General features: G+C 41.2%; 22 protein-coding genes and 2 tRNA genes. 12 read left to right on the top strand and 12 right to left on the bottom strand.

Annotated elements, in window-relative coordinates; all coding sequences use genetic code 11:
- Nucleotides 1–279 precede the first annotated feature (279 nt).
- Nucleotides 280–356: transfer RNA gene (locus tag EES38_RS05020), tRNA-Pro, on the top strand.
- 41 nt (nucleotides 357–397) lie between these two features.
- Here EES38_RS05020 and EES38_RS05025 read toward each other — a convergent pair.
- Nucleotides 398–1,273, bottom strand: a complete 876-nt coding sequence (locus EES38_RS05025; RefSeq protein WP_124936095.1) for a TraB/GumN family protein — start codon at nucleotides 1,271–1,273, stop codon at nucleotides 398–400.
- A gap of 62 nt (nucleotides 1,274–1,335) precedes the next feature.
- A complete protein-coding gene (locus EES38_RS05030) occupies nucleotides 1,336–4,044 on the bottom strand; it encodes a heavy metal translocating P-type ATPase (RefSeq protein WP_124936096.1) in 2,709 nt (902 codons plus the stop codon).
- 206 nt (nucleotides 4,045–4,250) lie between these two features.
- Here EES38_RS05030 and gltX point away from each other — a divergent pair, with 206 nt between their 5' ends.
- Nucleotides 4,251–5,678 (top strand): glutamate--tRNA ligase, encoded by a 1,428-nt coding sequence (gltX, locus tag EES38_RS05035; protein ID WP_124936097.1) that lies wholly within the window; start codon nucleotides 4,251–4,253, stop codon nucleotides 5,676–5,678.
- A gap of 227 nt (nucleotides 5,679–5,905) precedes the next feature.
- On the top strand, nucleotides 5,906–6,880 hold the full coding sequence (locus EES38_RS05040) for an OmpA family protein (protein ID WP_124936098.1): 975 nt from the start codon (nucleotides 5,906–5,908) through the stop codon (nucleotides 6,878–6,880).
- Nucleotides 6,881–6,942: 62 nt separating this feature from the next.
- Here EES38_RS05040 and EES38_RS05045 read toward each other — a convergent pair whose 3' ends face one another.
- Both EES38_RS05045 and EES38_RS05050 read right to left on the bottom strand, forming a co-directional pair.
- Nucleotides 6,943–7,449, bottom strand: coding sequence for a Fe3+-citrate ABC transporter substrate-binding protein (locus tag EES38_RS05045; RefSeq protein WP_124936099.1), 507 nt, complete (start codon nucleotides 7,447–7,449; stop codon nucleotides 6,943–6,945).
- Between the two features lie 320 nt (nucleotides 7,450–7,769).
- The gene (locus EES38_RS05050; RefSeq protein WP_124936100.1) at nucleotides 7,770–8,264 is read right to left on the bottom strand and encodes a MarR family winged helix-turn-helix transcriptional regulator; all 495 of its coding nucleotides are present in this window, start codon (nucleotides 8,262–8,264) and stop codon (nucleotides 7,770–7,772) included.
- Between the two features lie 99 nt (nucleotides 8,265–8,363).
- On the opposite strand from EES38_RS05050, the gene EES38_RS05055 reads away from it, so the two are divergent.
- Nucleotides 8,364–9,272 carry a DMT family transporter gene (locus tag EES38_RS05055; RefSeq protein WP_124936101.1) on the top strand — a complete coding sequence of 303 codons (909 nt, stop codon included), beginning with the start codon at nucleotides 8,364–8,366 and terminating at the stop codon, nucleotides 9,270–9,272.
- Here EES38_RS05055 and EES38_RS05060 read toward each other — a convergent pair.
- Nucleotides 9,265–10,050, bottom strand: coding sequence for a hypothetical protein (locus EES38_RS05060; RefSeq protein WP_124936102.1), 786 nt, complete (start codon nucleotides 10,048–10,050; stop codon nucleotides 9,265–9,267). The two genes, EES38_RS05055 and EES38_RS05060, sit on opposite strands and share 8 nt — an antisense overlap.
- A 495-nt stretch (nucleotides 10,051–10,545) precedes the next feature.
- Here EES38_RS05060 and EES38_RS05065 point away from each other — a divergent pair, with 495 nt between their 5' ends.
- Nucleotides 10,546–11,877: an MFS transporter gene (locus EES38_RS05065; RefSeq protein WP_124936103.1), complete on the top strand. Its 1,332-nt coding sequence runs from the start codon at nucleotides 10,546–10,548 to the stop codon at nucleotides 11,875–11,877.
- Nucleotides 11,878–11,902: 25 nt separating this feature from the next.
- Here the strand turns inward: EES38_RS05065 and EES38_RS05070 are convergent, their stop codons facing one another.
- The 4 genes from EES38_RS05070 to EES38_RS05085 all read right to left on the bottom strand — a co-directional run bounded on the left by EES38_RS05070 (nucleotide 11,903) and on the right by EES38_RS05085 (nucleotide 16,417).
- Nucleotides 11,903–13,012 (bottom strand): S1 family peptidase, encoded by a 1,110-nt coding sequence (locus EES38_RS05070; RefSeq protein ID WP_124936104.1) that lies wholly within the window; start codon nucleotides 13,010–13,012, stop codon nucleotides 11,903–11,905.
- 165 nt (nucleotides 13,013–13,177) lie between these two features.
- Entirely contained in the window at nucleotides 13,178–14,923 is a 1,746-nt protein-coding gene (locus tag EES38_RS05075; protein WP_124936105.1) for a S8 family serine peptidase, read from the bottom strand.
- 241 nt (nucleotides 14,924–15,164) lie between these two features.
- Nucleotides 15,165–15,241 (bottom strand) — tRNA-Arg (locus tag EES38_RS05080).
- Nucleotides 15,242–15,295: 54 nt separating this feature from the next.
- Nucleotides 15,296–16,417: a flagellar assembly protein FlgT gene (locus EES38_RS05085; protein ID WP_124936106.1), complete on the bottom strand. Its 1,122-nt coding sequence runs from the start codon at nucleotides 16,415–16,417 to the stop codon at nucleotides 15,296–15,298.
- Between the two features lie 158 nt (nucleotides 16,418–16,575).
- On the opposite strand from EES38_RS05085, the gene EES38_RS05090 reads away from it, so the two are divergent.
- Nucleotides 16,576–17,208, top strand: a complete 633-nt coding sequence (locus EES38_RS05090; RefSeq protein ID WP_124936107.1) for a FlgO family outer membrane protein — start codon at nucleotides 16,576–16,578, stop codon at nucleotides 17,206–17,208.
- A gap of 12 nt (nucleotides 17,209–17,220) precedes the next feature.
- Nucleotides 17,221–17,652 carry a flagellar assembly lipoprotein FlgP gene (gene flgP / locus EES38_RS05095; RefSeq protein ID WP_124936108.1) on the top strand — a complete coding sequence of 144 codons (432 nt, stop codon included), beginning with the start codon at nucleotides 17,221–17,223 and terminating at the stop codon, nucleotides 17,650–17,652.
- A gap of 76 nt (nucleotides 17,653–17,728) precedes the next feature.
- On the opposite strand, the gene EES38_RS05100 is transcribed toward flgP, so the two are convergent.
- The 3 genes from EES38_RS05100 to flgA all read right to left on the bottom strand — a co-directional run bounded on the left by EES38_RS05100 (nucleotide 17,729) and on the right by flgA (nucleotide 19,369).
- Entirely contained in the window at nucleotides 17,729–18,154 is a 426-nt protein-coding gene (locus EES38_RS05100; protein ID WP_124936109.1) for a flagella synthesis protein FlgN, read from the bottom strand.
- A gap of 43 nt (nucleotides 18,155–18,197) precedes the next feature.
- Nucleotides 18,198–18,521, bottom strand: coding sequence for a flagellar biosynthesis anti-sigma factor FlgM (gene flgM, locus EES38_RS05105; RefSeq protein ID WP_124936110.1), 324 nt, complete (start codon nucleotides 18,519–18,521; stop codon nucleotides 18,198–18,200).
- A 104-nt stretch (nucleotides 18,522–18,625) separates the two neighbouring features.
- Nucleotides 18,626–19,369, bottom strand: a complete 744-nt coding sequence (gene flgA, locus EES38_RS05110) for a flagellar basal body P-ring formation chaperone FlgA (RefSeq protein ID WP_124936111.1) — start codon at nucleotides 19,367–19,369, stop codon at nucleotides 18,626–18,628.
- A gap of 80 nt (nucleotides 19,370–19,449) precedes the next feature.
- Between flgA and EES38_RS05115 the strand changes: the two genes are divergently transcribed.
- The 5 genes from EES38_RS05115 to flgD all read left to right on the top strand — a co-directional run bounded on the left by EES38_RS05115 (nucleotide 19,450) and on the right by flgD (nucleotide 22,942).
- Nucleotides 19,450–20,379: a chemotaxis protein CheV gene (locus EES38_RS05115; RefSeq protein WP_124936112.1), complete on the top strand. Its 930-nt coding sequence runs from the start codon at nucleotides 19,450–19,452 to the stop codon at nucleotides 20,377–20,379.
- Between the two features lie 9 nt (nucleotides 20,380–20,388).
- Nucleotides 20,389–21,216, top strand: coding sequence for a protein-glutamate O-methyltransferase (locus tag EES38_RS05120; protein WP_124936113.1), 828 nt, complete (start codon nucleotides 20,389–20,391; stop codon nucleotides 21,214–21,216).
- Between the two features lie 178 nt (nucleotides 21,217–21,394).
- Complete coding sequence (gene flgB, locus EES38_RS05125; protein WP_124936114.1) at nucleotides 21,395–21,790, top strand: flagellar basal body rod protein FlgB; 396 nt, start codon at nucleotides 21,395–21,397, stop codon at nucleotides 21,788–21,790.
- A gap of 6 nt (nucleotides 21,791–21,796) precedes the next feature.
- Nucleotides 21,797–22,213, top strand: coding sequence for a flagellar basal body rod protein FlgC (flgC, locus tag EES38_RS05130; RefSeq protein WP_124936115.1), 417 nt, complete (start codon nucleotides 21,797–21,799; stop codon nucleotides 22,211–22,213).
- 18 nt (nucleotides 22,214–22,231) lie between these two features.
- Nucleotides 22,232–22,942 (top strand): flagellar hook assembly protein FlgD, encoded by a 711-nt coding sequence (gene flgD / locus EES38_RS05135; RefSeq protein ID WP_124936116.1) that lies wholly within the window; start codon nucleotides 22,232–22,234, stop codon nucleotides 22,940–22,942.
- Nucleotides 22,943–22,966: the final 24 nt, after the last annotated feature.

Below are 22,966 nucleotides of genomic sequence, written 5' to 3' on the forward strand. Positions count from 1 at the left end.
AAGAACGAAATTAAATTTTAATCAGATGATTCAAACCAAAATTTAATCAACGCCAATGTCTTGTCCAAAGTGAGAAGACAGGATTAACTTTAACTCTGTACTCAATTGTAATATTGATCTAAATCAATGTTAGTAAGTGCTTGTATAACTTGTTGAGAGGGCTGTGCCTGACGTCACAAAACAAGATTGTCTGTTATTTGTTCGAACGCACCGTAAATCACAATTTTTTTTAATTAAGTATTGCTTTAGTTATTAGAATCCGTATTATACGCCTCGTTCCGGTGAATAGCGCAGTTTGGTAGCGCATCTGGTTTGGGACCAGAGGGTCGGGGGTTCGAATCCCTCTTCACCGACCATCATTCAAAAGCCTCGACTTATTGTCGGGGCTTTTTTCGTTTTAAGATCCAAGAAACTGACAGTCAGCGTGTTCGCGTTTTCCTTTCAGTTTGACTGTGAATCCCCGTTGTTTAAGTTGGTCTATCAGATTTTCTGAGCCAATTAGATGAAGTAGTCCTACGGCAATGACATATTTACCATTTTGATCGGGGAGAAAATCGGCACTGGAAAGCTTTTCAGCCCATTGGGTATTGCGGTTTGTCTCTAGAGCGTTACTGAGCTGTTTCGACATTTTTGCTTGTTTGACTAGCTCGGCAAGATTCTTTCTATCTCCAGCTTGCCAACTTTTAATCAGGCAGAGAGTATCATTCTCGTTGTTTTTCCAATTATCTATGGCCGAAACTAAAAGCTCTTTTCCATTATCTTGTTGTTCGGAAAGCATATCTACCTGAGACTGGAGTGTTTCGAGACCCAAAATAGGCAGATTATTATTTTGTGCTTGAGCAATCATATGTCGATCAACGCCATACTCGCCAGTGTAGCCAAGCTGTGAGAGTTGTGTCATCTGTATAGTTAGTGCTGCTGACCAAGGAGGCATATTTTCTAATCGACGAAATGAGACCTCCAGTTGTTGGGCAATTTGACTCAGCTGCTGGAGTTGGCTTTCATTTAATACGTCTTTTACGGATGTGTCTGATGTGGGATAGACAGGCGTTTGTTCCTCGCTAAGGTCGGCTTCAAGTATCAGTGCGCGGCTTTGTCGAAGGAATTTCATGACGTCGTTAGGTAGTGGGTACATACTTTCCTGTCCCACATGAACGGTGCCAATAAGTAAATAGTGTAGATTACCTTTTTCAGCGGTCCAATAAAGGGGAGATGCATGGCCAAAACAGGAAAAAAACAAAATACCAGACGTTAACCAGTTTTTTAAGCTCATAGGCCCCTCATACTTATTATCGAAACATCAGTCTAAGGGGCATATGATTTGTTGTCACGACCTCATTCCTTATCGGCAGAGAATAACCTTAATCGGTTAGCATTTGTCACCACCGTAATCGATGATAATGCCATTGCCGCTCCAGCAATGACTGGGCTTAATAAAAATCCTGTAAATGGGAATAAGACACCTGCCGCAATGGGGATCCCCAATGTGTTGTATATAAAAGCACCAAATAAGTTCTGCTTAATATTTTTGAGAGTTGCCTTCGATAGTGCAATGGTATTGAGCATCAGTTCAGGAGATGAGTTAAGAAAGGCAATTTGAGCACTTTCAATTGCCACATCACTTCCTTCTCCCATTGCGACACCTATGTCAGCTTGAGCTAGAGCTGGGGCATCGTTGATACCATCACCAATCATTGCGACAGTTTTTCCTGCTTGCTGAAGTTGCTTGATATGTTTAGCTTTTTCATCAGGTAGTACCTGAGATATTACGGTTGATATACCCAGCTCCTTGGCAATTGATTGTGCAACAGCACTGTTATCACCGGTTAGCATTACCGTTTCGATACCCATATTGTTGAGTCTTGCTATCGTTTTCTTGGCTGAGCTTTTTACTGAATCTGATACAGCAAATAGAGCTGACAATTGCCCATCTATAGCCAAGCCAATGGGGGTCTGAGCGTTTTCTTCGATACTGGTAATATGACTTTGAGCATTCTCTAAGTTAATACCTTCATTTTTTAAATGATCTATTGATGCCAATAGTAAGGGCATATGATTGAAAGTTGCTCTTAAACCACGACCTCTAAGATTTTCGAATTCACTAATCTTTGCCGCAGAAATCCCTTTTTCATTGATAAACTGGCAAAGAGCTTTAGCTATTGGATGATCGGATCCTTGCTCCAAAGCCAGAGCAACTGAATAAACAAGTTCTTCATTGTCAGAAAGCACGATACTATTTTGGACCAGAGGTTTTCCCTCTGTTAGTGTGCCGGTTTTATCAAAGACAACGGTGTCGATGATGCTGGCTTTTTGCAGAGCATCCGCATCTTTAATTAAAATGCCCATTTCAGCAGCTTTACCGATTCCCACCGTAACGGATAGGGGAGTAGCAAGGCCAAGAGCGCAAGGACAAGCAATGATCAATACTGTTGTTGCGACAACGAGCATATAGCTTATTTTAGGCTCAGGCCCAGCAGCCAGCCATATGAGTGCTGAAAAAATGGCGATCGCTACGACAACGGGAACAAATACCGAGGATATTTTATCTGCAAGTTTCGCGATTTGTGGTTTGCTGCTTTGCGCTGATCTAACCATGCTTATGATTCTTGACAGCATGGTGTCAGAGCCGACACCTGTTGCTTCAATAACAAGGCTACCGTCTTGATTAATGGTACCGGCAGATACTTTATCACCAGAGCTTTTTTCACCTGGAATCGGTTCTCCGGTAAGCATTGATTCGTCGATATAAGACGATCCACTGACAACGATGCCATCGACTGGAACCTGATCTCCTGAACGAATCCTGATATGCATTCCCACGGTAATTTGCTCAATCGCGATTGTTTGTTCTTTATCGTCGATGATTACAGTTGCTGTTTTAGGCTGTAATTTGATAAGAGCTTGCAATGACTGGGTTGTTTTCGCTTTTGCATTTGACTCAATCGCATGACCCAATGAGATTAAACCAATGATCATTGCGCTGGCTTCAAAATAAACGTGCCTTGCTTGATCTGGAAACCAATCAGGGAAGAGAACAACGAGTGTCGAGTATAGCCATGCAACACCCGTCCCTAAAGCTACCAGCGTATCCATTGTTGCACGTTTATGCATCAGCGATTTCCAGGCGCTGCTATAAAAACCGCGTCCCGCTGTACTTAATAATAGTAAACAGATAAGGCTGACGATTCCCCAGGCTATTTGTTGTTGGGAATTCGAAATCATCATTTCACCGCCAAGTACACCCCAAAGCATGATTGGAATACCGACGAGCAAGCCAAATATTGCGTTCTGCTTGTGTTCTTTTAAGACTTGTTTGAGTTGCTGTTGTTGTTTTTCTTGCTGCGTTTCTGGATCGTCAACGATTTCAGCATGATACCCGGCATCATCGACTGACTTTAGTAGAGCTTCTGGGTTTAACTCAGTATTAGAGAACACAATAGCGCTTTGTTCAGCCAGGTTAACTTGAGCCCGGCTTACATGAGCTGTTGCAGTCAGTGCTTTCTCAACAGACGACACACAGCTCGCACAAGTCATGCCTTTAACTAACAAGTGCGTTGTTGTGAGAGCTTGATTAGATTCCGAGCTTATGTTTGAAGAAGCCTCGGATGCCTGAGACTTTTTTATATCATCATTAGCTACCTCTGAAACAGATGGAGCTTCTGATCCAGCTGGGGTTGCCTCAAAACCAACTTCGGTCACCAGCGTTGCTATTTCATCTTTGCTCAGAGAAGTCTCTAGCGACATTTGCTCTTTTTCAACGTGGAGGTTACGTATCTGTGCAGATGTCTCGAGATGTTTCGTCAGTTTGTTTACGCAGTTACCGCAATGCAATCCTGATAATTGAAATGTTTGAGGCGCAACAGAATAACCAGCAGATTCAATGTTTTTTGCTACCTCATCGAAACTTGTATCCACATCCATTTCTATAAAAGTAGGTGAAAGTTCTTTTATATCAACGGTAAATGCTTGCTTTAAGCTTTTTTCTAAATTAGCTGCGCACCCCATACAATGGAGACCGCTGAGGGATAAAGCCATATGAGTCATAATAACCTCCTAAGATTATTGTATTGCTAATGAAGATAAACCTTGACGCAAGGGGAAGGTCAAGCAGGAAGTCTCTGACGTTTTTGGTTTTATGGATAATTAAAATAGGACAGTGATTGTCGTGATTAACTTTCGGGTGCTAGAATACCGCCCAAAAATTGACTTATGCTGTGTTCTCAGCTCAGTTCGAATGAAGGTAAATCATAATGACGGTTAAAACTCGTTTCGCTCCAAGCCCAACAGGCTTCTTACACGTAGGTGGTGCTCGTACCGCTCTTTATTCTTGGTTATACGCTAAAAATCAAGGTGGTGAATTTGTTCTGCGTATCGAAGATACAGACCTTGAGCGTTCGACTCAAGAAGCGGTTGATGCCATTCTTGAAGGAATGAGCTGGCTTGGTTTGGAATGGGACGAAGGCCCGTACTATCAGACAAAACGTTTTGATCGTTATGATGAAGTCGTAGAAAAACTATTGGCTGAAGATAAAGCTTATAAATGTTATGCACCAAAAACCTTACTTGATGAAGTACGTGCAGAGCAAGAAGCCAATAAAGAGAATCCTCGCTATGATGCAAATCATCCAAAAATAAAAGCGGTGAACGATGCAGCAAAAGAGGGTGACCCTTGTTGTGTTCGTTTTCGTAACCCAACCGAAGGTAAAGTCGTTTTTGATGACAAGATTCGCGGCCGAATCGAAATTGCAAACTCTCAGCTAGATGATCTGATCATTCGCCGAACAGATGGTTCGCCAACGTACAACTTCTGCGTTGTTGTTGACGATTGGGATATGGGTATTACACATGTTGTGCGTGGTGAAGATCATATCAATAACACAGCTCGCCAAATCAATATTTATGAAGCGTTAGGTGCTGAAGTTCCTACATTTGCTCATTGTGCGATGATCCTTGGTGACGATGGTGCGAAGCTGTCAAAACGCCATGGAGCCGTTTCAGTAATGCAATACCGAGATGAAGGCTATCTTCCTGAAGCACTTCTTAACTACTTAGTTCGTCTTGGTTGGGGACATGGAGATCAAGAAATTTTCTCTATTGACGAAATGATTCAATACTTCAGTCTTGATGCAATTAGTAAATCAGCATCTGCATTTAACACTGAAAAGTTACTCTGGTTAAACAACCATTACATCAAAACTTCTGAACCTTCTTATGTCGCTAAGCACCTTGAATGGCACTTTAATGACCAGGGTATAAACAAAGAAACAGGCCCTGCACTAGAAGATGTTATAAAGCTTGTTGGTGAGCGCTGTCATACGCTCGTTGAACTTGCACAGCAGTCTCGCTACTTTTACGAAGATTTTTCTGAGTTCGATGCAGCAGCGGCAAAAAAACATCTGCGTGGCGTCGCGAAAGAGCCTTTAGCATTGGCTCTTTCAAAAATTGAGGCTCTATCTGATTGGTCAGCAGAAAGTTTGCATAACGTAATTGAAGATGTTTGTGCAGAACTTGAAGTAGGAATGGGTAAGGTGGGTATGCCTCTTCGTGTTGCTGTCACTGGTGCAGGTCAATCTCCTTCAGTTGATGCCACAATGGCGTTGATTGGTAAAGAGAGAGTTATTAAGCGAATTAATATGGCTCTTGAGTTTATCGCTGAACGTGAAGCGAACGCACAGTAAAGCTAAACCCATTAGTTTTAGTAATATGAAAACCGCGGTTTATATGCCGCGGTTTTTTGATCTCCCTATCTTTTGTAAGGGTGTTCAAAAAAGTAACACTGATTTGACAGAGATTTATTTAAGAATTGTCTCAGATGTCTTACAGTTAACATATGCTATGTGTGCATAAGGTGTGAACTACACCGTTTTATAGTTTCCAAGAATGATAATTTCAGAGGAAGATAACAATGAAAAAAGTTGCAGCAATGGTCTCAGCATCTCTGCTTTTGGCGTCAACAGCATCGATGGCTGAAGTCTATGTCGGTGGTAAAGTTGGTGAATCATGGTTTAATGGTGCCTGTACATCAACAAGTGATTGTGACGATAACAAGGAAGCCGGTGGTGTTTTCCTCGGTTACGATCTTAATGAATATTTAGGCATTGAGGCTGGCTACGACTACCTAGGTAAGGTTAGCGCAGCAGGCATCGATGATGATACTGTTAATGCTTTTACAATCGCGCCAAAATTCAGTTTACCTCTTAGCGATCAGTTTTCAGCATACCTGAAAGCCGGTGGTGCTTATGTCGATTTTGGTAGCAAAGATGATATGTCTTACCTTGGCGCCGCTGGTGTCCAATATATGGCAACGAAAAATCTAGCGGTACGTCTTGAATATCAAAAATTAACTGATATCAACACAGATGTTGTTAAAGCAAATAACAACTTGGCGACTATTGGCGTGAGCTACAAATTTGGCGGCGCTGAAGAAGAGCCTCAACCAGTTGTGCAAGCGGAACCTGTGAAAGCGGAACCAACTCCTGAACCACCAAAACCAGTTACTCACGTGTACAAAAAAGACTTGAGTGCTTCAAGCAGTTTTGCTCTTAATAGCGCACAGCTTACTGAATCAGCAAAATCTGATCTTCAGGAAGTGATCGGTCTATTAACTGAGTACCCTCAAGCTGATGTTGTTATCACAGGACATACAGACTCTACTGGATCAAAACAGTACAACCAAGTTCTGTCTGAACGCCGTGCAAATTCAGTTGCGGATTTCTTGACTGAGAATGGTATCCAGACTTCACGTATCTCAACTAAAGGTATGGGTGAACTACAACCTGTAGCGTCAAACGATACTCGTGAAGGTAGAGAGAAAAACCGCCGCGTTGAAATCGTAGTACCTGAATTTGAATATAAAGTTACTGAACAACCAACAATGTAATTGTTGCTGAGTTTTGTATTGATCGTCACTGCCGAATGAATGATAGGTCGGTAATAACCGACCTACTTAAGATCGATACTATTAAGCCTTCCCATGTAAATTAAGATATCTAGATAATCTTGATGAGCATCCAGGAGGGCTTTTTTAGTTTTTGAGTAGGCGGCAAGTTTACCGTGTTTATTGATTGAACATACCACACTTTTGAAATGACACTTTCCTTTGTCATCATATGTTCGCCATGCTGCAATGTAGCATGCATCTCGATAATCTGGGTTTTCTTTGGTGGGACGAGGTTTATATATTATTTTGGGTTCAAGGCTGTGCGGCAAGCGAGTCATCAGGTAAGGATCTTTCAATAGTAATCGCCAATGTCGACCCCATAGCTCTCTACCAAGTTCATTACGTAGCTTAATCGCTTTCTTGAGTCCTTTTTCTTCACCTATGCGAACAAAACCGACTGAACGATGTAGCACCTTATCATCGGGAGTATGAATATGAATTTTATATGCGGTCTTGGCTTTAGAAATGAAGCGATGGCCGGTATTCGTTTCAAGGTTACTTTTTTTCATTCGCTGAGTATCAACACTTTTATCAATAAATATACTAGACCAAATTTCAATATAGGTGAAGCAAACACTAATAATGCTGAGTAACACTAACAATGCAGTCGCAAGATGAATATTGAAAATAAAAAGGTAGTATGGAAGTACACACCTGACCATTTTCTGGCAAGACGCTCATTTTACTGATGAATATGAATATTATTCAAGTAGTTGATGTCTTAAATTTGAAACTCGTGATGAAAGTATACTTTTTAAACGTATTGGCTGTGATACCGACAAGTCGCTTCATCTTTCAGTTATTTTGGGCAATGACAAACTATAGATTCTTATTTTTGAACCGGTTCAAATCCGTCAAGCCATTGTTTAAATAGAGAGTTTATCGTTTCTTTTTGCTCTTTATTAAGAGAACGAGTCAGTCGATGCTGGGTTTCGACATGCGCCAAGAGCGCCTTTTCTATTAAATCTAAGCCTTTTGGTGTAAGAGAAATTGAAACGCTTCTTCGATCTGATTCACTGTGCTGTCTTTGAATAAGCTCTTTATCTTCTAATCTATCTAGTCTATTTGTCATCGCACCTGATGTTAGCATCACACTATTCATCATTTCAGAGGGCGTTAATGTAAAAGGAGAACCAGAACGTCTTAATGTAGCTAGCACATCAAATTCTCCCAGCTTCAAACCAAATGCCTTATGTGTATTAGCAACCTCTGCTTCCAGATATTTGAATAGCCGCATCATTCTGCCAAGTATACTCATTGGCTCTGTATCTAATTCAGGTTTTTCAGTTGCCCACTGATCAATAATTTTATCGATTGAATCCATTTTCATCATCTGATTTATATGTCTTTACGTTAAGATACTTTACAACAGAGAGAAAAGCATTATTATTATGTTAATTATCTTTACATAAAGATTCTTCTTATGGACTTAATTTTTGCTTTTATCGCTTCTTTTCTATGGGGAACAACGTACTCCGTTACTCAACATTTCCTTTCCGGCTGGCCACCACTGCTACTTGGTACTCTGCGTGCATTACCTGCAGGATTACTATTGCTGGCGTTGAGACCCCAAATTCCTAGAAAAAGAGTGTTATTTAAATTATCGATTATTGGCATTATTAATATTGGTGCCTTCTTTGTGTGTATTTTTATTATGGCGCTCAATTTACCTTCGGCTATTTCAAGTGTGGGCATGATGTCTGTACCCGTTTTCGCAATGGCTATTCAATGGGGGGTTATGAAGCAAACTCCATCTCGAGTGCAAATTCTTTCAGGCATTGGTTTGGTTGTAATCGCAGTGAGTTTGTTTAACCCAGGTTCGATTCAATTAAGCCCACTTGGATTGATGGCAATGGTAGTGGCGGTAATTTGTATCATCATCGGAAGCGTTCTGACAAAAACGCTCAATAAGCAAGTGCATTGGTGGAGTGTGGTGACATGGCAACTGATATCTGGAGGTGTGGTATTACTGGCGTTATGCTGTGTGGATATGTACATTCATCCACACCAATATATTGAGGTTCTTACCTCATTTTCCATTGAGAACACCATTGGCTTAGGATGGATTATTTTAGTTAATACTGCGCTGGCGTACTCTTTGTATGTCTGGGCATTACAGCATTTGAGTATCGTTGAGTTTACTTTTTCAGGCGTCGCGAATCCAATGGCTGGCGTTATGGGCGGATTTATCCTATCAGGTGAGTCCTATACGGGATCTCAGTATCTTCTGATGTTTGCTATGGTAGCGATGTCGTTATTACCCAATATTCTCAAATCTATCAAAACAAAAAATAAGCAATCTTCTGATTCGATTGAAATAAAGATTAAATAATAAAAACAAACGTTTTAAGGGCACTAACACTCATATCGTATGGCTCTATATTGGTTTCTTCTAAGGAATACTTTACGTTGATAAGCATTCGGTTCATCAAGATTTCGAAGGAAAAATTAGAATGATCGAAAAGTGTTTCTCTTTTATCTTTTATGAAACTCAGGTCGCGAATAATATTGAGGTCAGTCGCTGGATGATTCATCAATTCAATTTGCCAATTGTTCTGCCATGTTAGAAATAGATACTGGCCATCATTGCCTTTGTTTGTGCGTATTTTCCATCGTACTACTTGAAGGTATTTGTAAAGTTCCTGCATGTATGTTGAGTTGTACTCAATCGCTGTGAATTTGTGACTGGTGCTCAAATCATAGGCTTTATAGACTAACTTATATAATCCAAGTATCAGGAAATCGTTACGATACTGAATGTTTTCGGGTAAAAAAGCATAGTGTAGATATTCGTTTTCATGGGTTAATTCTTTACCAGCTTGATAAAGATTGATCGTGTTTTTGCCCGTTTCAATCTCTTTGAAGATTTTTTCTCTGAGTTCTGGGTTGTATGAGTAGGGGTTTCGGAGATCCAGTTTACGCTTATATTTCTTTAAATCATCGAGGACTGCGATTTTGTATTTATAGATTTCGCTAGCTGAAGACGTTTGCGCGATTCTGCGTAATTCGTTTTTCTGGTTGGCTGAACATCCCTGAAGAAAGATTAATAGGGAAGCCACAAAGAACAGATACAACGTATTTTTTAGCTTAAGTTTCTTATTCTGAGTCATTGATTCGTTACTGCAGCTATTATGTATTTGGTTGAGTAATTGGTCGTTACTTAGCACGAAAGCTAGCTTAGCAAGCTACTTTTCATTTGCCTATCTTTTCCTGATAATCCGGTAAATTTACCGCGTTCTTAACGTCTTTCAGGACAAACTGGAAGTGTAATTAACCACGAGATAAAATAATTCGAACTTTTTCTATTTACATTCATTTAGCGTTAAATATTGCAAAATGTTTCAGCCTCAACCGAGTTTTCTACAGATTATGCTTCCATTAGATAATTATATTCTGTTATCACAAAGTGCTCATTTATGTTTACAGAATATGGTTTTGTTTGACACGTCGACACACTTTTTTTTGTGAATATTAGCGAGTAGTATCCATGATCCCACTGCTAAACATACCTTTAAATAAGAAGCAATTGCTAGATATAAGCGATGTGATCTTCGACTAACTAATTAGCAGCCGCAAACAACAACATACAATTAAGATACGAGAAAATGAAAACTCAACATAGTCAATCTCAAACGCAAGACTCCGATTATTCGAGGCGGAAGATCAATTCAAACGATGTAAAAACATTAAGCCTTTCCGCGCTTGGTGGTGCATTAGAATTTTATGATTTTGTTATCTTTGTCTATTTCGCAAATGTCGTGGGCGGTCTTTTTTTCCCAACAGACATGCCTGAATGGATGAGACAGGTTCAAACCTACGGTATTTTTGCCGCTGGCTATTTGGCTCGACCACTTGGCGGAATTATTATGGCGCATTTTGGCGATCTACTTGGCAGAAAACGTATGTTTATGCTTAGTATTTTCATGATGGCTGTTCCCACTTTTGCTATTGGTTTAATGCCAACCTATGAAACAATCGGTCTGGCCGCACCATTACTTCTGCTGTTGTGTCGTATTCTACAAGGTGCAGCTATTGGCGGAGAAGCCCCTGGTGCATGGGTATTTGTAACCGAACATGTATCGAAAAAACATATTGGTTTTGCCTGCAGCACATTATCGGCAGGGCTTGTAGCCGGTATTTTAATGGGCTCACTGGTCGCAACAGCAATTCATTCAACGTTTTCTGCAGAAGAAGTTCACCAGTATGGTTGGAGAATTCCCTTTTTATTGGGTGGGATTTTTGGTTTTATAACGATGTATCTTCGTCGTTGGCTCCATGAAACTCCTGTATTTAAAGCTATGCAGGAGCGTAAAACGTTAGCTGAAGAGTTACCTTTAAAAACGGTACTGAAAGATCATCTTCCGTCAGTTATCGTTTCTATGGCCGTAACTTGGGTTTTGACGGCTGCGGTTGTCGTTGCAATTTTAATGACGCCTTCTTTATTGCAGAAAATCATTCATATTGATCCTACTTTATCTCTGGAAGCAAACAGCGTTGCTATCATCTTTGTTTTGATAGGCTCACTTGTCTCTGGCATTTTAGCTGATCGATTTGGTGGCGGTGTAAGTATGACCATTTTCAGTGTTGGTTTAGCGGCAAGCTTTTGGGCGTTTTATTCAACTATGCTCCACGACACCAGCCATCTATTCGAAATGTATGCCGTTGTAGGATTCTTTGTTGGTATCGTTGGTGTAGTACCTGCAATTGCAGTAAAAAGTTTCCCTGCGCCCATCCGATTTTCTGGACTGTCGTTTTCGTATAACGTCTCGTATGCCATTTTTGGTGGCACAACACCAATGTTGGTGAGCGGTATGATTTCAGAAAACGTGATGTTCCCTGTTTATTATGTGGCTGCAGTAAGCGTTGTTGGGTTAATTGCCAGTTTGGCGGTTATTAAATTCAGAACGCGTTTGGATTTAGCCGCTGGCACAGTATAGTCCTATCTGAATAAAGGCGAAGTATTTACTTCGCCTTACTCGTGATTCTGAATGTTCTAAAATATAGTTTGTATGAACGCCACATTAATAAACTAAATAAACTTAATATTATGGGGATAGTTGTAGTGCCTCCACCACTTGATGACGTAGTCACGCTACTGCTAGTAGAGTTACTCGCCAAAATAGGATTAGAGTCAAACGAATATGAGATGGAAAGATTTTCATAGTCATATCCTGATATGCTAGTAAGGCTGCTAGCTGCACTATTCACGAATGATTTGTAGTAATTTATATTGGTATAAGCTCCAAAATATCCAGTGCCATTAAGTCTACAGTTACCATTTTCAGCCGTTACATAGGAAGCGACACCGATTAAACGCACACCATAGTCACTATCGGAACTATTCGATGGGTTTTGCCAAACTAAAGGCCCACCGCTGTCACCACTACAAAACCCATAATCTGTCGTCTGGGAAGGACTTTGGACACAGATAACATCATCACCAGTATCAGAGCTTGATTTTAGACTATTACATGTAGCACTTGGTATTCCTGTTAATAGCACACGCTTTAGGACATCATAGCTATCATTTTCATCTATCCCATAGCCACTTGCTTGTACATTCTCCTCATTGTCCTGACCTTCAGCATAACTGTTGAGAAACTGACTTAACATAGTACTAATTTCTGATGTTGAGGCGATTTTAATTTTCTTTGCATTAGCAAATGTATTTGCTGAATAAAGGACGGCGATATCGCTTGAGTTAGTAACTGAGCCAGTCCAACTAGGATTTATGGTAAAACTACTTACTGAAGCTGATGTTATCGTCGGTGATGATGAATCTGTATAATCTAAATATCGAACAGTAATTGATGAGGTTGTATAGCCTCCGTCATCTTCAACACAGTGGGCTGCTGTTAAAATAAGACTATCGTCGATGATTGAACCGCCACAAAGTACTGATTCTGTTTCAGAGCCTGACGTTCTTAATATAGTAAGCTTCACCTGATACGGGATAACGGAAAGTGATGTTACCGTCCCATTTAGTATTGCATTAATTACAGATGCTTCTGACTTTAGTGGCAGGAAACTAGCCAAAAAAATAAAAAGCAGATATTTATTAATCACTCTCATATAGTACTCATAATTACACTTTTTTAGCGATTTCTTTTAATTGAATCACATTAAGTCTATAGGATAATCGTTCATTTGTAATATGAGAATAATTTTAGTTTTACAAAAGCCTAGAGAAATTGTTTTCTCTGGGCTTTACCTATAAATGTTATTAGAACTCCCTATTTAAGGCTTCAATACCTCAATTTGTTCTCCAAAACTGCTGGTAAAGACAACGACTGATTGTTTTTTTGCTATTCCACTGAGCTCACACTGCGCTTGGTTCAGGCAAGACGCACCTGTAGACCATTCTCCGGTAAGATAACTTCCATTAGAGTCAGCCACGATGGCAGTCCATGTTGAGCCATTATTTATGCTCACTGTACTTAGGCTTGTACTAGACGATCCCGTTGCAACATCAATGGATTGTGTCATTGAGTTGCTAGATCCTAAGTTATCCATCACTGTTAACGTTACTGAGTACATACCTTCTTCACTAAATGTATGTGTTGTTGTGACGCTTTGTTGATTATTACTTCCGTCTCCAAAGTTCCAAATATAACTCGTAATGATCCCATCATTGTCCAATGAATCTGAGGCGTCAAAGTTGCACGATAGCTCTGAACAACTGTAGGTATATGTGGCAACGGGGGGGTTATTAGAACTGGTGGTGCTAACGAGTACCGGAGTAAAGTTTGAAGAGCTGATATCGAGCAGTGGTTCCTGATAGTTATCTCCGGAATCATCAGTCCAGTCAAAGTTTCCTGAGAATGTGAGAAGATTCCAATATAACTGAGCTGGATTGGTGATACTGCTATTATCCTGACTAGCCAGTAATGCTGCCGCCCCAGCAACGTGAGGTGAGGCCATTGATGTTCCACTCAAAATAGCGTACCCACCACCGGGATAGGTTGATGTTATACACACTCCTGGTGCAGCAATGTTGATGACTGGACTGGCAGTGACATTATTCCAGTTACTAAATGAGGCTAATGTATCATCTAAATCGTCATAACAGCTGAATATTCCGGAACCACCGGGATACCCATCGAAATCTGCTAATGCTGAAACAGTTAGGGCAAAAGGCGCATTAGCAGGTGTAAATCCGCTGGCATCCATATTACTATTTCCGGCTGCGACTACGGTCAGGATTCCAGCATCATAAGCGTTTTGAATTGCCTCGTTCATGGCAAGACTGGTGCCTGAACCTCCAAGGCTCATATTTATTATCTCGATTTTGCCCTGATCAACCACCCAATCTATACCGGCAACTATGCCTGCGATGGAGCCCGAGCCAGAAGCATCGAGAATTTTAACTGCCCACAACCTAACCCCAGGAGCAACACCGACAACACCAAAATCATTGTCTAAAGCGCCAATTGAACCTGCTACATGTGTCCCGTGATAATGGTCGTCGTCGCCTCCGGTATTACAAATATAAGTCTGCTTCCAGGGCGCACCTTTTCCTGTTGTGCTAAGACAATTAACATCGCCAACCACATTGAGATCGGGGTGAGCGAGATCGATTCCTGTATCAAGAACGGCCACATCCGCATCGACCCGGAAGTCATCAATAGAATTAATGCTCAACCCGCCGATATTCGGGAAAATTCTTTGTACGCCTGTTGGTATGGTTTGAGCGATAGCGGTTACTTTTATATCTTTCTCGATAAATCGAATTCTTGGGTCATTCGATAATCTTGAAGCTGCATTCGGTGGGATTGAGATTGAAAAGCCGTTAAAAGCAGTTCGATATATATAGTCGATACGTCCGTTGGTACTTTTTGCTATCTCTGATGCGACTTGTGCAGGCATCAAGACATCGCTTTTCAGAGCAACAATATAACGTTCTGTTGGGGTGACTGGTTGGGCTAAAGCAGCAAATGAAAGCATGCTGGCAGCCAGAATCCCAATGAAGTGCATTAGTTTCATGGGGCCTCCTCATCCATTACTCGCGCAACAGATAAGTCAGAGTAAGTGTCAAAAAATATTATTGATAAAAGTGTAGATTGTGAGGTGTGATACATCAATTTTTAATGTGATATTTATTGGTCTCGTGAATGTATTTCAGGATGGAATTATGACTAAATAATTATGGACTCGAATGGAGAAATGAGTGAACGGATCAGATATTAAAAAAGCTTAGTGAGACGTTTCACTAAGCTTTGATATATGGCGCTCCCGACAGGATTTGAACCTGTGACCTGCCCCTTAGGAGGGGGCCGCGCTATCCAGCTGTGCCACGGGAGCGAAGAACCTTATAGTACTGAATTTTCATGATAAGTTCATCTCTATCCGTGAAATTTACATCTGTTTGTGCATTACATCGCCAATTTGGATGCTTTCTGCTAGGGTTGGTTGGTCAACTTTTAGATCTGCATCGTTTTCGTAGACTCTAGTGACGGTTAATGTAATGTCGCTTTGGGTAACTTTGGGTCTGGATATGCCACGCTGATCGATGAATGACCCGGTATGCCACAATTGAAGTTTATCGCCGACTCGTACACCATGAATTCGGCCAAGGTTCATGGTGACGGTTTCACCAAACTTAGCAACGACTTCAGGAAGTGTAATTTTACAGGAAAGCTCTGATTCCATATCGAGCATGATATTTCGGCTAACGCGACGCAGCATGTCACCATAAGCTGATGACCAGAATCTTGCACTGCGTGTATCAACCTGACTGGTTTTAGGGAACGGCCAGGTTGCTACTTCACGATAGTTTTTTTGAATAACCTTATTTCCTGTTTTGCCGTCGTATACAAACATATTGAGAGCAAATTGACGGTTAATAACATCATTACTGTTTATTGTGGCGGATAGGTCAGTGATAGTTCCCCCAACTATATAAGATGCATTGCGATCCTGAGCGATCATCTGAATCCTTGATGAATGGTTTTTATCGATAGCATAGTCAGACGTTCCGACAGAAATAAAGCTTTGTGATGTCTGATCAATCTGCTTATTTAAGATATTTGAAAAATCGGCACCAAGGTCGTAAATCTGTCCCATGACAGCTTGTTGTGGATTCTCAATTTCAATATTGCTGAACAAAAATGTCTTTTTATATTGGTCAACATGGCAACCCTTTGCCGATGGGTAGATGTCAATTTTTGCCTTTACGTACATGGTCCCATTTTCGGTACCAACCTGTTCGACCAAAATATAACGCACTTCATGATTGGTAAATTGAAATTCGTTCTGTTGAGTATTCAGCATCGGATATAAATTGCTGACCGCTCCAATATCGGCACCAGAAAATTGAACGGCTCGATAAATCGCATCTTCTAACGCATTTAACTTGGCTCTATCTTCGGTTGACGCAATCGCAGAGCTGCCAATTACCTCATACCAAGCGGCCATCGCAGGTGATGTTACGCTAAACAAGGCACTTATTCCGAAGAGTGTTGTAAGTAACTTTTTCATGTTTTTTCCAATTGGGTACGATTTTTGCTTTTAAGTCTGAGTAACTGTTGTTGGCAACACTTCTCACGCCGTCTGTGAGATAAAAGCAAAGAGTGTTCCATCTTTTACTGTCAAATTTTGGACACTGCCGTTGCCGGACACAATTTGGAGAACGAACAATGAAACAATGGCTTATTTTTGTGCCTGCTTTACTGATGGCTGGGTGTATGGCTCCCATCTATAACGGTAAGGAAGAATATAAAGGTGCTCAGTTTATGCTGCAGAGAAGTCCTCAACATACGATGGATTATTTCGTGAAAAGTATGACTGAGGATCTGATCGAGTCGAATACCAGTGTGACAGCGAGAACACCTATAGCCGTCACATCGTTCGTCGATCTACAGAATATGGATACGACGAACTGGTTGGGTAACTCTGTATCTGAAGGGTTTATTCATCAATTTCAGGAGCGTGGATTTAAGGTCGTTGACTTCAAAACAACGGGTTCAATTCAGGTGACTCAACAAGGCGATTTTGCTTTTAGCCGTAATTGGACGGATTTGGCTGAGAAACAGGACATTCAGTATGTCCTGACCGGAACGATGTTACGACAAGAAGGTGGCGTTCTATTTAATGCAAGAGTCGTCGGTATGCAGAGTAGGATTGTGGTGGCGACAGCTCAGGGCTTTTTACCAGCCGATCGTATAGGTCGAGATCTGGATACATTAAATGCGATGCGTACTCAGGACGGTGTTCTTATCCGCTCTGACCCAACTATGCGTCAGCCATATACCGTTATTCTGCGTCCATAAGGAGGATATCTCATGAGAGTTTTACTACTGGTTTTAGTCGCGGTTCTTATGATGGGATGTCAACCGTTACAGACTATGGAAAAACAAGAATTTCTGACCTCAGTTGGCTACGCGTCTATCGGTGACCAAAAAGGTCGCAATGATGCCGAAAAGCAAGTGAGAGCTATGAGAGCTTCAAAAATTGATGCTTATCGAGAATTGGCGGAGCAGGTTTATGGAATGCGAGTCAGTGGACGAGCAGACCTGATGGATCAAAGATTAGGTACCGAAGCCACTTCTGGATCGGTTGATGGCATCATCCGTGGAGCGGAAGTTGTACGCAGTTATAAAGTCGGTGATAGTTACGTGACTGAATTACGTCTGGACATTAAGCGTATGAATGAAATGCGTAATTATGGCGAAGTGATACAGGTACCAGACAGAAGACAGACAACCATTTTCTAAATTAAGTTTTTCGTTACGTTCTCCAAAAGAAAAAGCGGCAATTTTGCCGCTTTTGTCATTTTCAGTTGCCACTTATTTATGCTTTAAGATTGGTTCCCAACGTCGAGATGTTTTTGGTTTTTCCATCTGAACTGTAGGTCATGCCCACTTTGCCTTGGCTCTGTTGCATCAGGTTTTTCAACTTGTGAAAGCTAATCTGGGCTCTCTCAAGTGCTTGCCCATTAATCTCATTCGCTCGTTGGCATTCGGCTATGATTTGTTGAATTGTACTCACAATCTTCGAACTTTCTTCATCCTCAGTCAGGCTCTTAACGTTCGGGTGCTTAGCAATTCGTTGATCAGTTGAATTCAACTGCTCCACCAATTTTACTTTCTGGTGGGCTAGGGATTCTATGTCTGCAGATACTCGTTTAGTTATGGCCACCTTTTCTTCGTCTAAAAGTGCTAGAAGTTCTTGAGCACTTTTTAGTTGAAAGTCGAGTAAATCCTGTAGTGCAGCCATAGTACTGTTCCTATTTTATGAGCGATGAAAAGGTATAGGAGGATTAGCTTAATCCACCCAACTCTTTTTCATATTTGATCATATTTTCTGCTAGTTTGTCAGGATCAACTACATAGGAGCCATTTGCAATGGCTTCTTTGATTGCCTGAACTTTCGCGCTATCAAAGGCGGGAGAAGAGGCCATCTGGTTATGCATATTCCCGATCTCCTTGCTTTGTGAGCTGATTGAGACCGCATCTTTGCCCGAAGATGAGCTTCTCTCTGCTCCCTGAGTCTTCGAGTCCGACGAGTTGTTATCAGCACGTTGACTGCTCCGACTCGTATTCGTTAACGAGTGTCCGGAGCGTATGTTATCAATACCTGCCATAATGAGCCCTTAGGTTGATTGTACATTTCGTATCGTCGTTATCGACCGATGGTTACGATACTTTAGCATTTAATATCTGAAAATGGTCTTTTTTTCACCGATGTTTAAAACCGAACGGTAACTTCACTAATTCCTGATACCCTCGCATCAATGATCCTATTAGATTTGTCATTTTTCACGCGGATTTGTTCCCCCCAGGAACCATCAGTTAGCGCGGTCCCTTGTGTGGTGATAGCGAGACCATTTTTGATTGCTTTAATCGTAACACTTTCATTACGACAAACAACGCAAATATCATTGCCATCTATGATATCGGCAACAGCAATATTTCTTTTAGTCTTAGATCCGACCACTTGTTGAATTGATGAAAAACCTTGCTGACGGAAGCGAAGCAAGTCTACCATAGAGAGGCTAACATCTTGTTGAGTAATAATTTGTCCGCGTGAAAGTGGCAGAGTAGCAACGACGGCTGGAACGGTGACTTTGAGCCTAACAGGCACATAAACCTTCCAATTTTCGCTTTTACACTCAATTAGAACAGTGACATTGCTTGCAGATCCATTCTTTGAAGAGGAAAAAGCAGATAGCCCGGTTGGACAATCGCTAACTTGTAGCCGATTATCTAAGGTAGCCGCATTAGCCGATATGGTACCTCCACTTGGAGGCGTGAAATTTTCAACGACATAACTTTCGGCTAGTTTTTGAATTTGTTCAAGTTGCTGGTCTGTTGCTGATTGTGCATTCAGACTAAAGAAAAATAATAAAAGGGCGATAAAGCTGTATAAAAGTTTACAGAAGGCTCTACACTTAGTAATAGAAAATGAAGTCAGACTTTGTTTAGAAAACATAACTTTGTTTCTCTGTTCGGTAATTGCTAACTAGTAGACTAACACTTTTTAGTGCAAATGTTTGAGATGGAGATGAGCTTATGACGGGTGTTCTTGATTCGGTGAATCAGCGTACACAACTTGTCGGTCAGAACCGATTGGAATTATTGACGTTTCGGTTAAACGGTCTGCAGCGCTACGGCATAAACGTTTTTAAAGTAAAAGAAGTACTACAGTGTCCTAAACTCACCATGATGCCGAATTTGCATCGTCTTGTTAAAGGCGTAGCTCATATCCGTGGTCAGACAGTATCAGTGATTGATCTGAGCTTGGCTATTGGTGGGCGCCCAACGACTGATATCGAAAAAAGCTTCGTTGTTATCGCGGAATTTAACCGTAGCATTCAGGCCTTCCTTGTCAGCTCGGTTGAGCGTATTATCAACATGCGTTGGGAAGAAATCTTACCACCACCTGAAGGTGCCGGTAAGGGTAACTATTTGACTGCTGTAACCAATATTGATGGTGAGTTAGTTGAGATTCTTGACGTAGAAAAGATTCTGGCAGAAATCGCGCCTGTTGATGAAACAATGGATTCAAGTATTGGCGAATCCATTAATGACGCAACAAGTGGTCGAGAGTTTGTTAAGCGTATTTTGATTGCGGACGACTCCACTGTGGCACGTAAGCAGGTTCAAAGAGCAATCGAATCGATTGGTTTCGAAGTCGTTGCAGTCAAAGATGGTAAAGAAGCTTATGATAAGCTTTGTGAGATGGCTGACGATGGTGATATTTTCGATCACATCTCTCTCGTAATTTCTGATATTGAGATGCCAGAAATGGATGGGTATACCCTGACAGCAGAAATTCGCCGACATCCTAAATTGAAAGACCTTTATGTTATTCTTCACTCATCGTTAAGTGGTGTTTTCAATCAGGCAATGGTAGAACGTGTTGGTGCAAACTCGTTTATTGCTAAATTTAACCCGGATGAATTGGGTAATGCGGTGAAATCTGCTCTAGTAGTGGAATAAGAGATATCAATGACAGCAATTACAATAAATGACCAAGAATATAAAGAATTTTGCCGTTTTCTAGAATCCCAGTGTGGGATTGTTTTAGGCGATAGCAAACAATACTTGGTCAGGAGTCGTTTAAGTCCTCTAGTAAATAAATACAAGGTTGAGTCATTGTCTACGTTGATGAAAGACGTGATAACAGGGCGCAACCGAGATATGCGTATTGCCGCTATTGACGCGATGACCACTAATGAGACGTTATGGTTTAGGGATACTTATCCCTTTGCCGTGTTGTCGGAAAAAATCTTGCCCGAAATAGCGGCAAAGAAAAAGCCGATAAAAATATGGTCGGCGGCCAGCTCTTCCGGTCAGGAGCCATATTCTATGGCGATGACGGTGTTGGAGACACAGCAGAAGAAACCAGGCATGCTGCCAAACGTGTCGATTACTGCAACCGATATATCAACGGTAATGCTCGATATGTGCCGGGCTGGTATCTACGATAATCTTGCTCTGGGGCGTGGACTGTCTGCAGAAAGGCGCCGAGCTTTTTTTGAAGAAGTCGGCGACGGACGCATGCGAGTGAAAGACAACGTCAAGAGATTAGTGAATTTCAGACCACAGAATTTAATGGAGAGTTACAGTTTGCTCGGCAAGTTCGATATTATTTTTTGCCGCAACGTGCTTATCTATTTCTCATCTGAAATGAAATCTAAGGTTCTTAATCAGATGGCGAGTAGTTTGAACCCGGGAGGATATCTATTGCTTGGTGCTTCAGAATCGCTTACCGGATTAACTGATAAATTTGAGATGGTTCGATGTAACCCTGGAATTATATATAAACTCAAATAGTTAGAATAAGTTATGAATAGCCCAGCCTAATGCTGGGCTTTTTTATCTTTGTCAGAACGTTATGATTGGTACAATCTTTGCTCAATATATTTTGACAAAAGACAAAGCGGCAAATAAGTTGGTACGCTAATTGCTTTTAATTATACAGACCAATCAATAACCGGATTTGGAGAGGCTCATGGCAATATCATTTAACAATGCATTAGGCGTTCATCAGTACACTGTCGGTGTGCGTGAGCGTAATGCTGAGGTGATTTCCAGTAATATCGCCCAAGCCAATACTCCAGGTTATAAGGCCAAGGGTCTTGATTTCCAGAAAGCGTTGAATGCGGCAAGCTCGGGGGCAAGTATTAGTCTTGCTCGTACTGATGGTCGGCATATTCCTGCCTCTATGGCAGTTGTAGGGGAAACGCTTTACCGTGTTCCAACTCAACCAGATACTGGTGATGGCAACACTGTTGATTTAGATTTAGAGCGTAATCTGTTCATGCAAAACCAGATTCGTCATCAAGCTTCGTTAGACTTTTTAGGCGGTAAGTTTAAAGGGTTAACTAAAGCGATTAAAGGGGAGTAATTTTAGATGAGTTTATTCAATGTATTCAATGTGACTGGTTCAGCGATGAGTGCTGAGTCAATTCGTCTAAATACGACTTCCAGTAATTTGGCGAACGCAGACAGTATAGCCAGTTCAGCGAAAGATACGTATAAGGCAAGACATCCCGTGTTTGCCGCTGAGCTTAACAATGCGCGAAGCAAAAATGACTACACAGTGCCGGTCAAAGTGATGGGCGTTGTTGAAAGTGATAAACCGTTAGTTGCCGAATATAATCCGGAGCATCCACTGGCAAATGCCGATGGTTATATCTATAAACCGAATGTGAATGTGATGGAAGAAATGGCAAATATGATTTCTGCTTCAAGGGCGTATCAGACCAATGTTCAGGTTGCTGATGCTAGTAAGCAAATGTTATTAAGAACATTGCAGATGGGCCAGTGAGGAGTTAGGAGATAGCATATGGCCGGAGTAAATAATGTTGGTGGTCAAAGTGGCTTATCTTATATGGATCAGCTTAAGGATCTTCAAGATAAAAATAAGAAAACAGAGGTCACTGGTAAGCAGGATCTTAAACAAGAAGATTTCTTATCACTTTTGACAAAACAGCTTTCCCAGCAGGATCCATTTAAGCCTGTGGGAAATGATCAGATGATTGCTCAAATGGCATCGTTTGCCACCGTTGATGGTATCGGCAAAATGAATGGTCAATTTGAGAGCTTGAATTCATCTTTAACTTCCAACCAAGCGTTACAAGCATCTTCGTTGGTCGGTAGAGATGTCTTAATTAAAAGTCCGAATGGTTTGAAAAAGGACGATGGTCAAATGGCAGCAATGGTTAAGCTTCCTAATGCTATCGATAACCTTTACGTTCGGGTTGAGAACCAAGCTGGACAATTAGTCAGAACTATTGATCTCGGTGCAAAACCTGCGGGTGATAGCCGTATCGAATGGGATGGCAAAGATGAACAAGGCAATCCTATGCCGGCAGGCACTTATAAGATAAAAGCTGCAGGTATGATGGATGGCAAAAATACAGAATTTGATGTTTCGACTTATGCGAACGTCAACAGCGTTCTACTTGGTAAAGGTAATGGTAACGTACTACTGAATCTGGCTGGCTATGATTCGCCAGTTCGACTTGCTGAAGTACTAGAGGTTGGCAAAGCGTAACGACGCTAGCTAGATAGGAGAATC

Origin of the sequence: Vibrio viridaestus, from assembly GCF_003856525.1 — a bacterium.
Classification (GTDB): Bacteria; Pseudomonadota; Gammaproteobacteria; order Enterobacterales; family Vibrionaceae; genus Vibrio; species Vibrio viridaestus.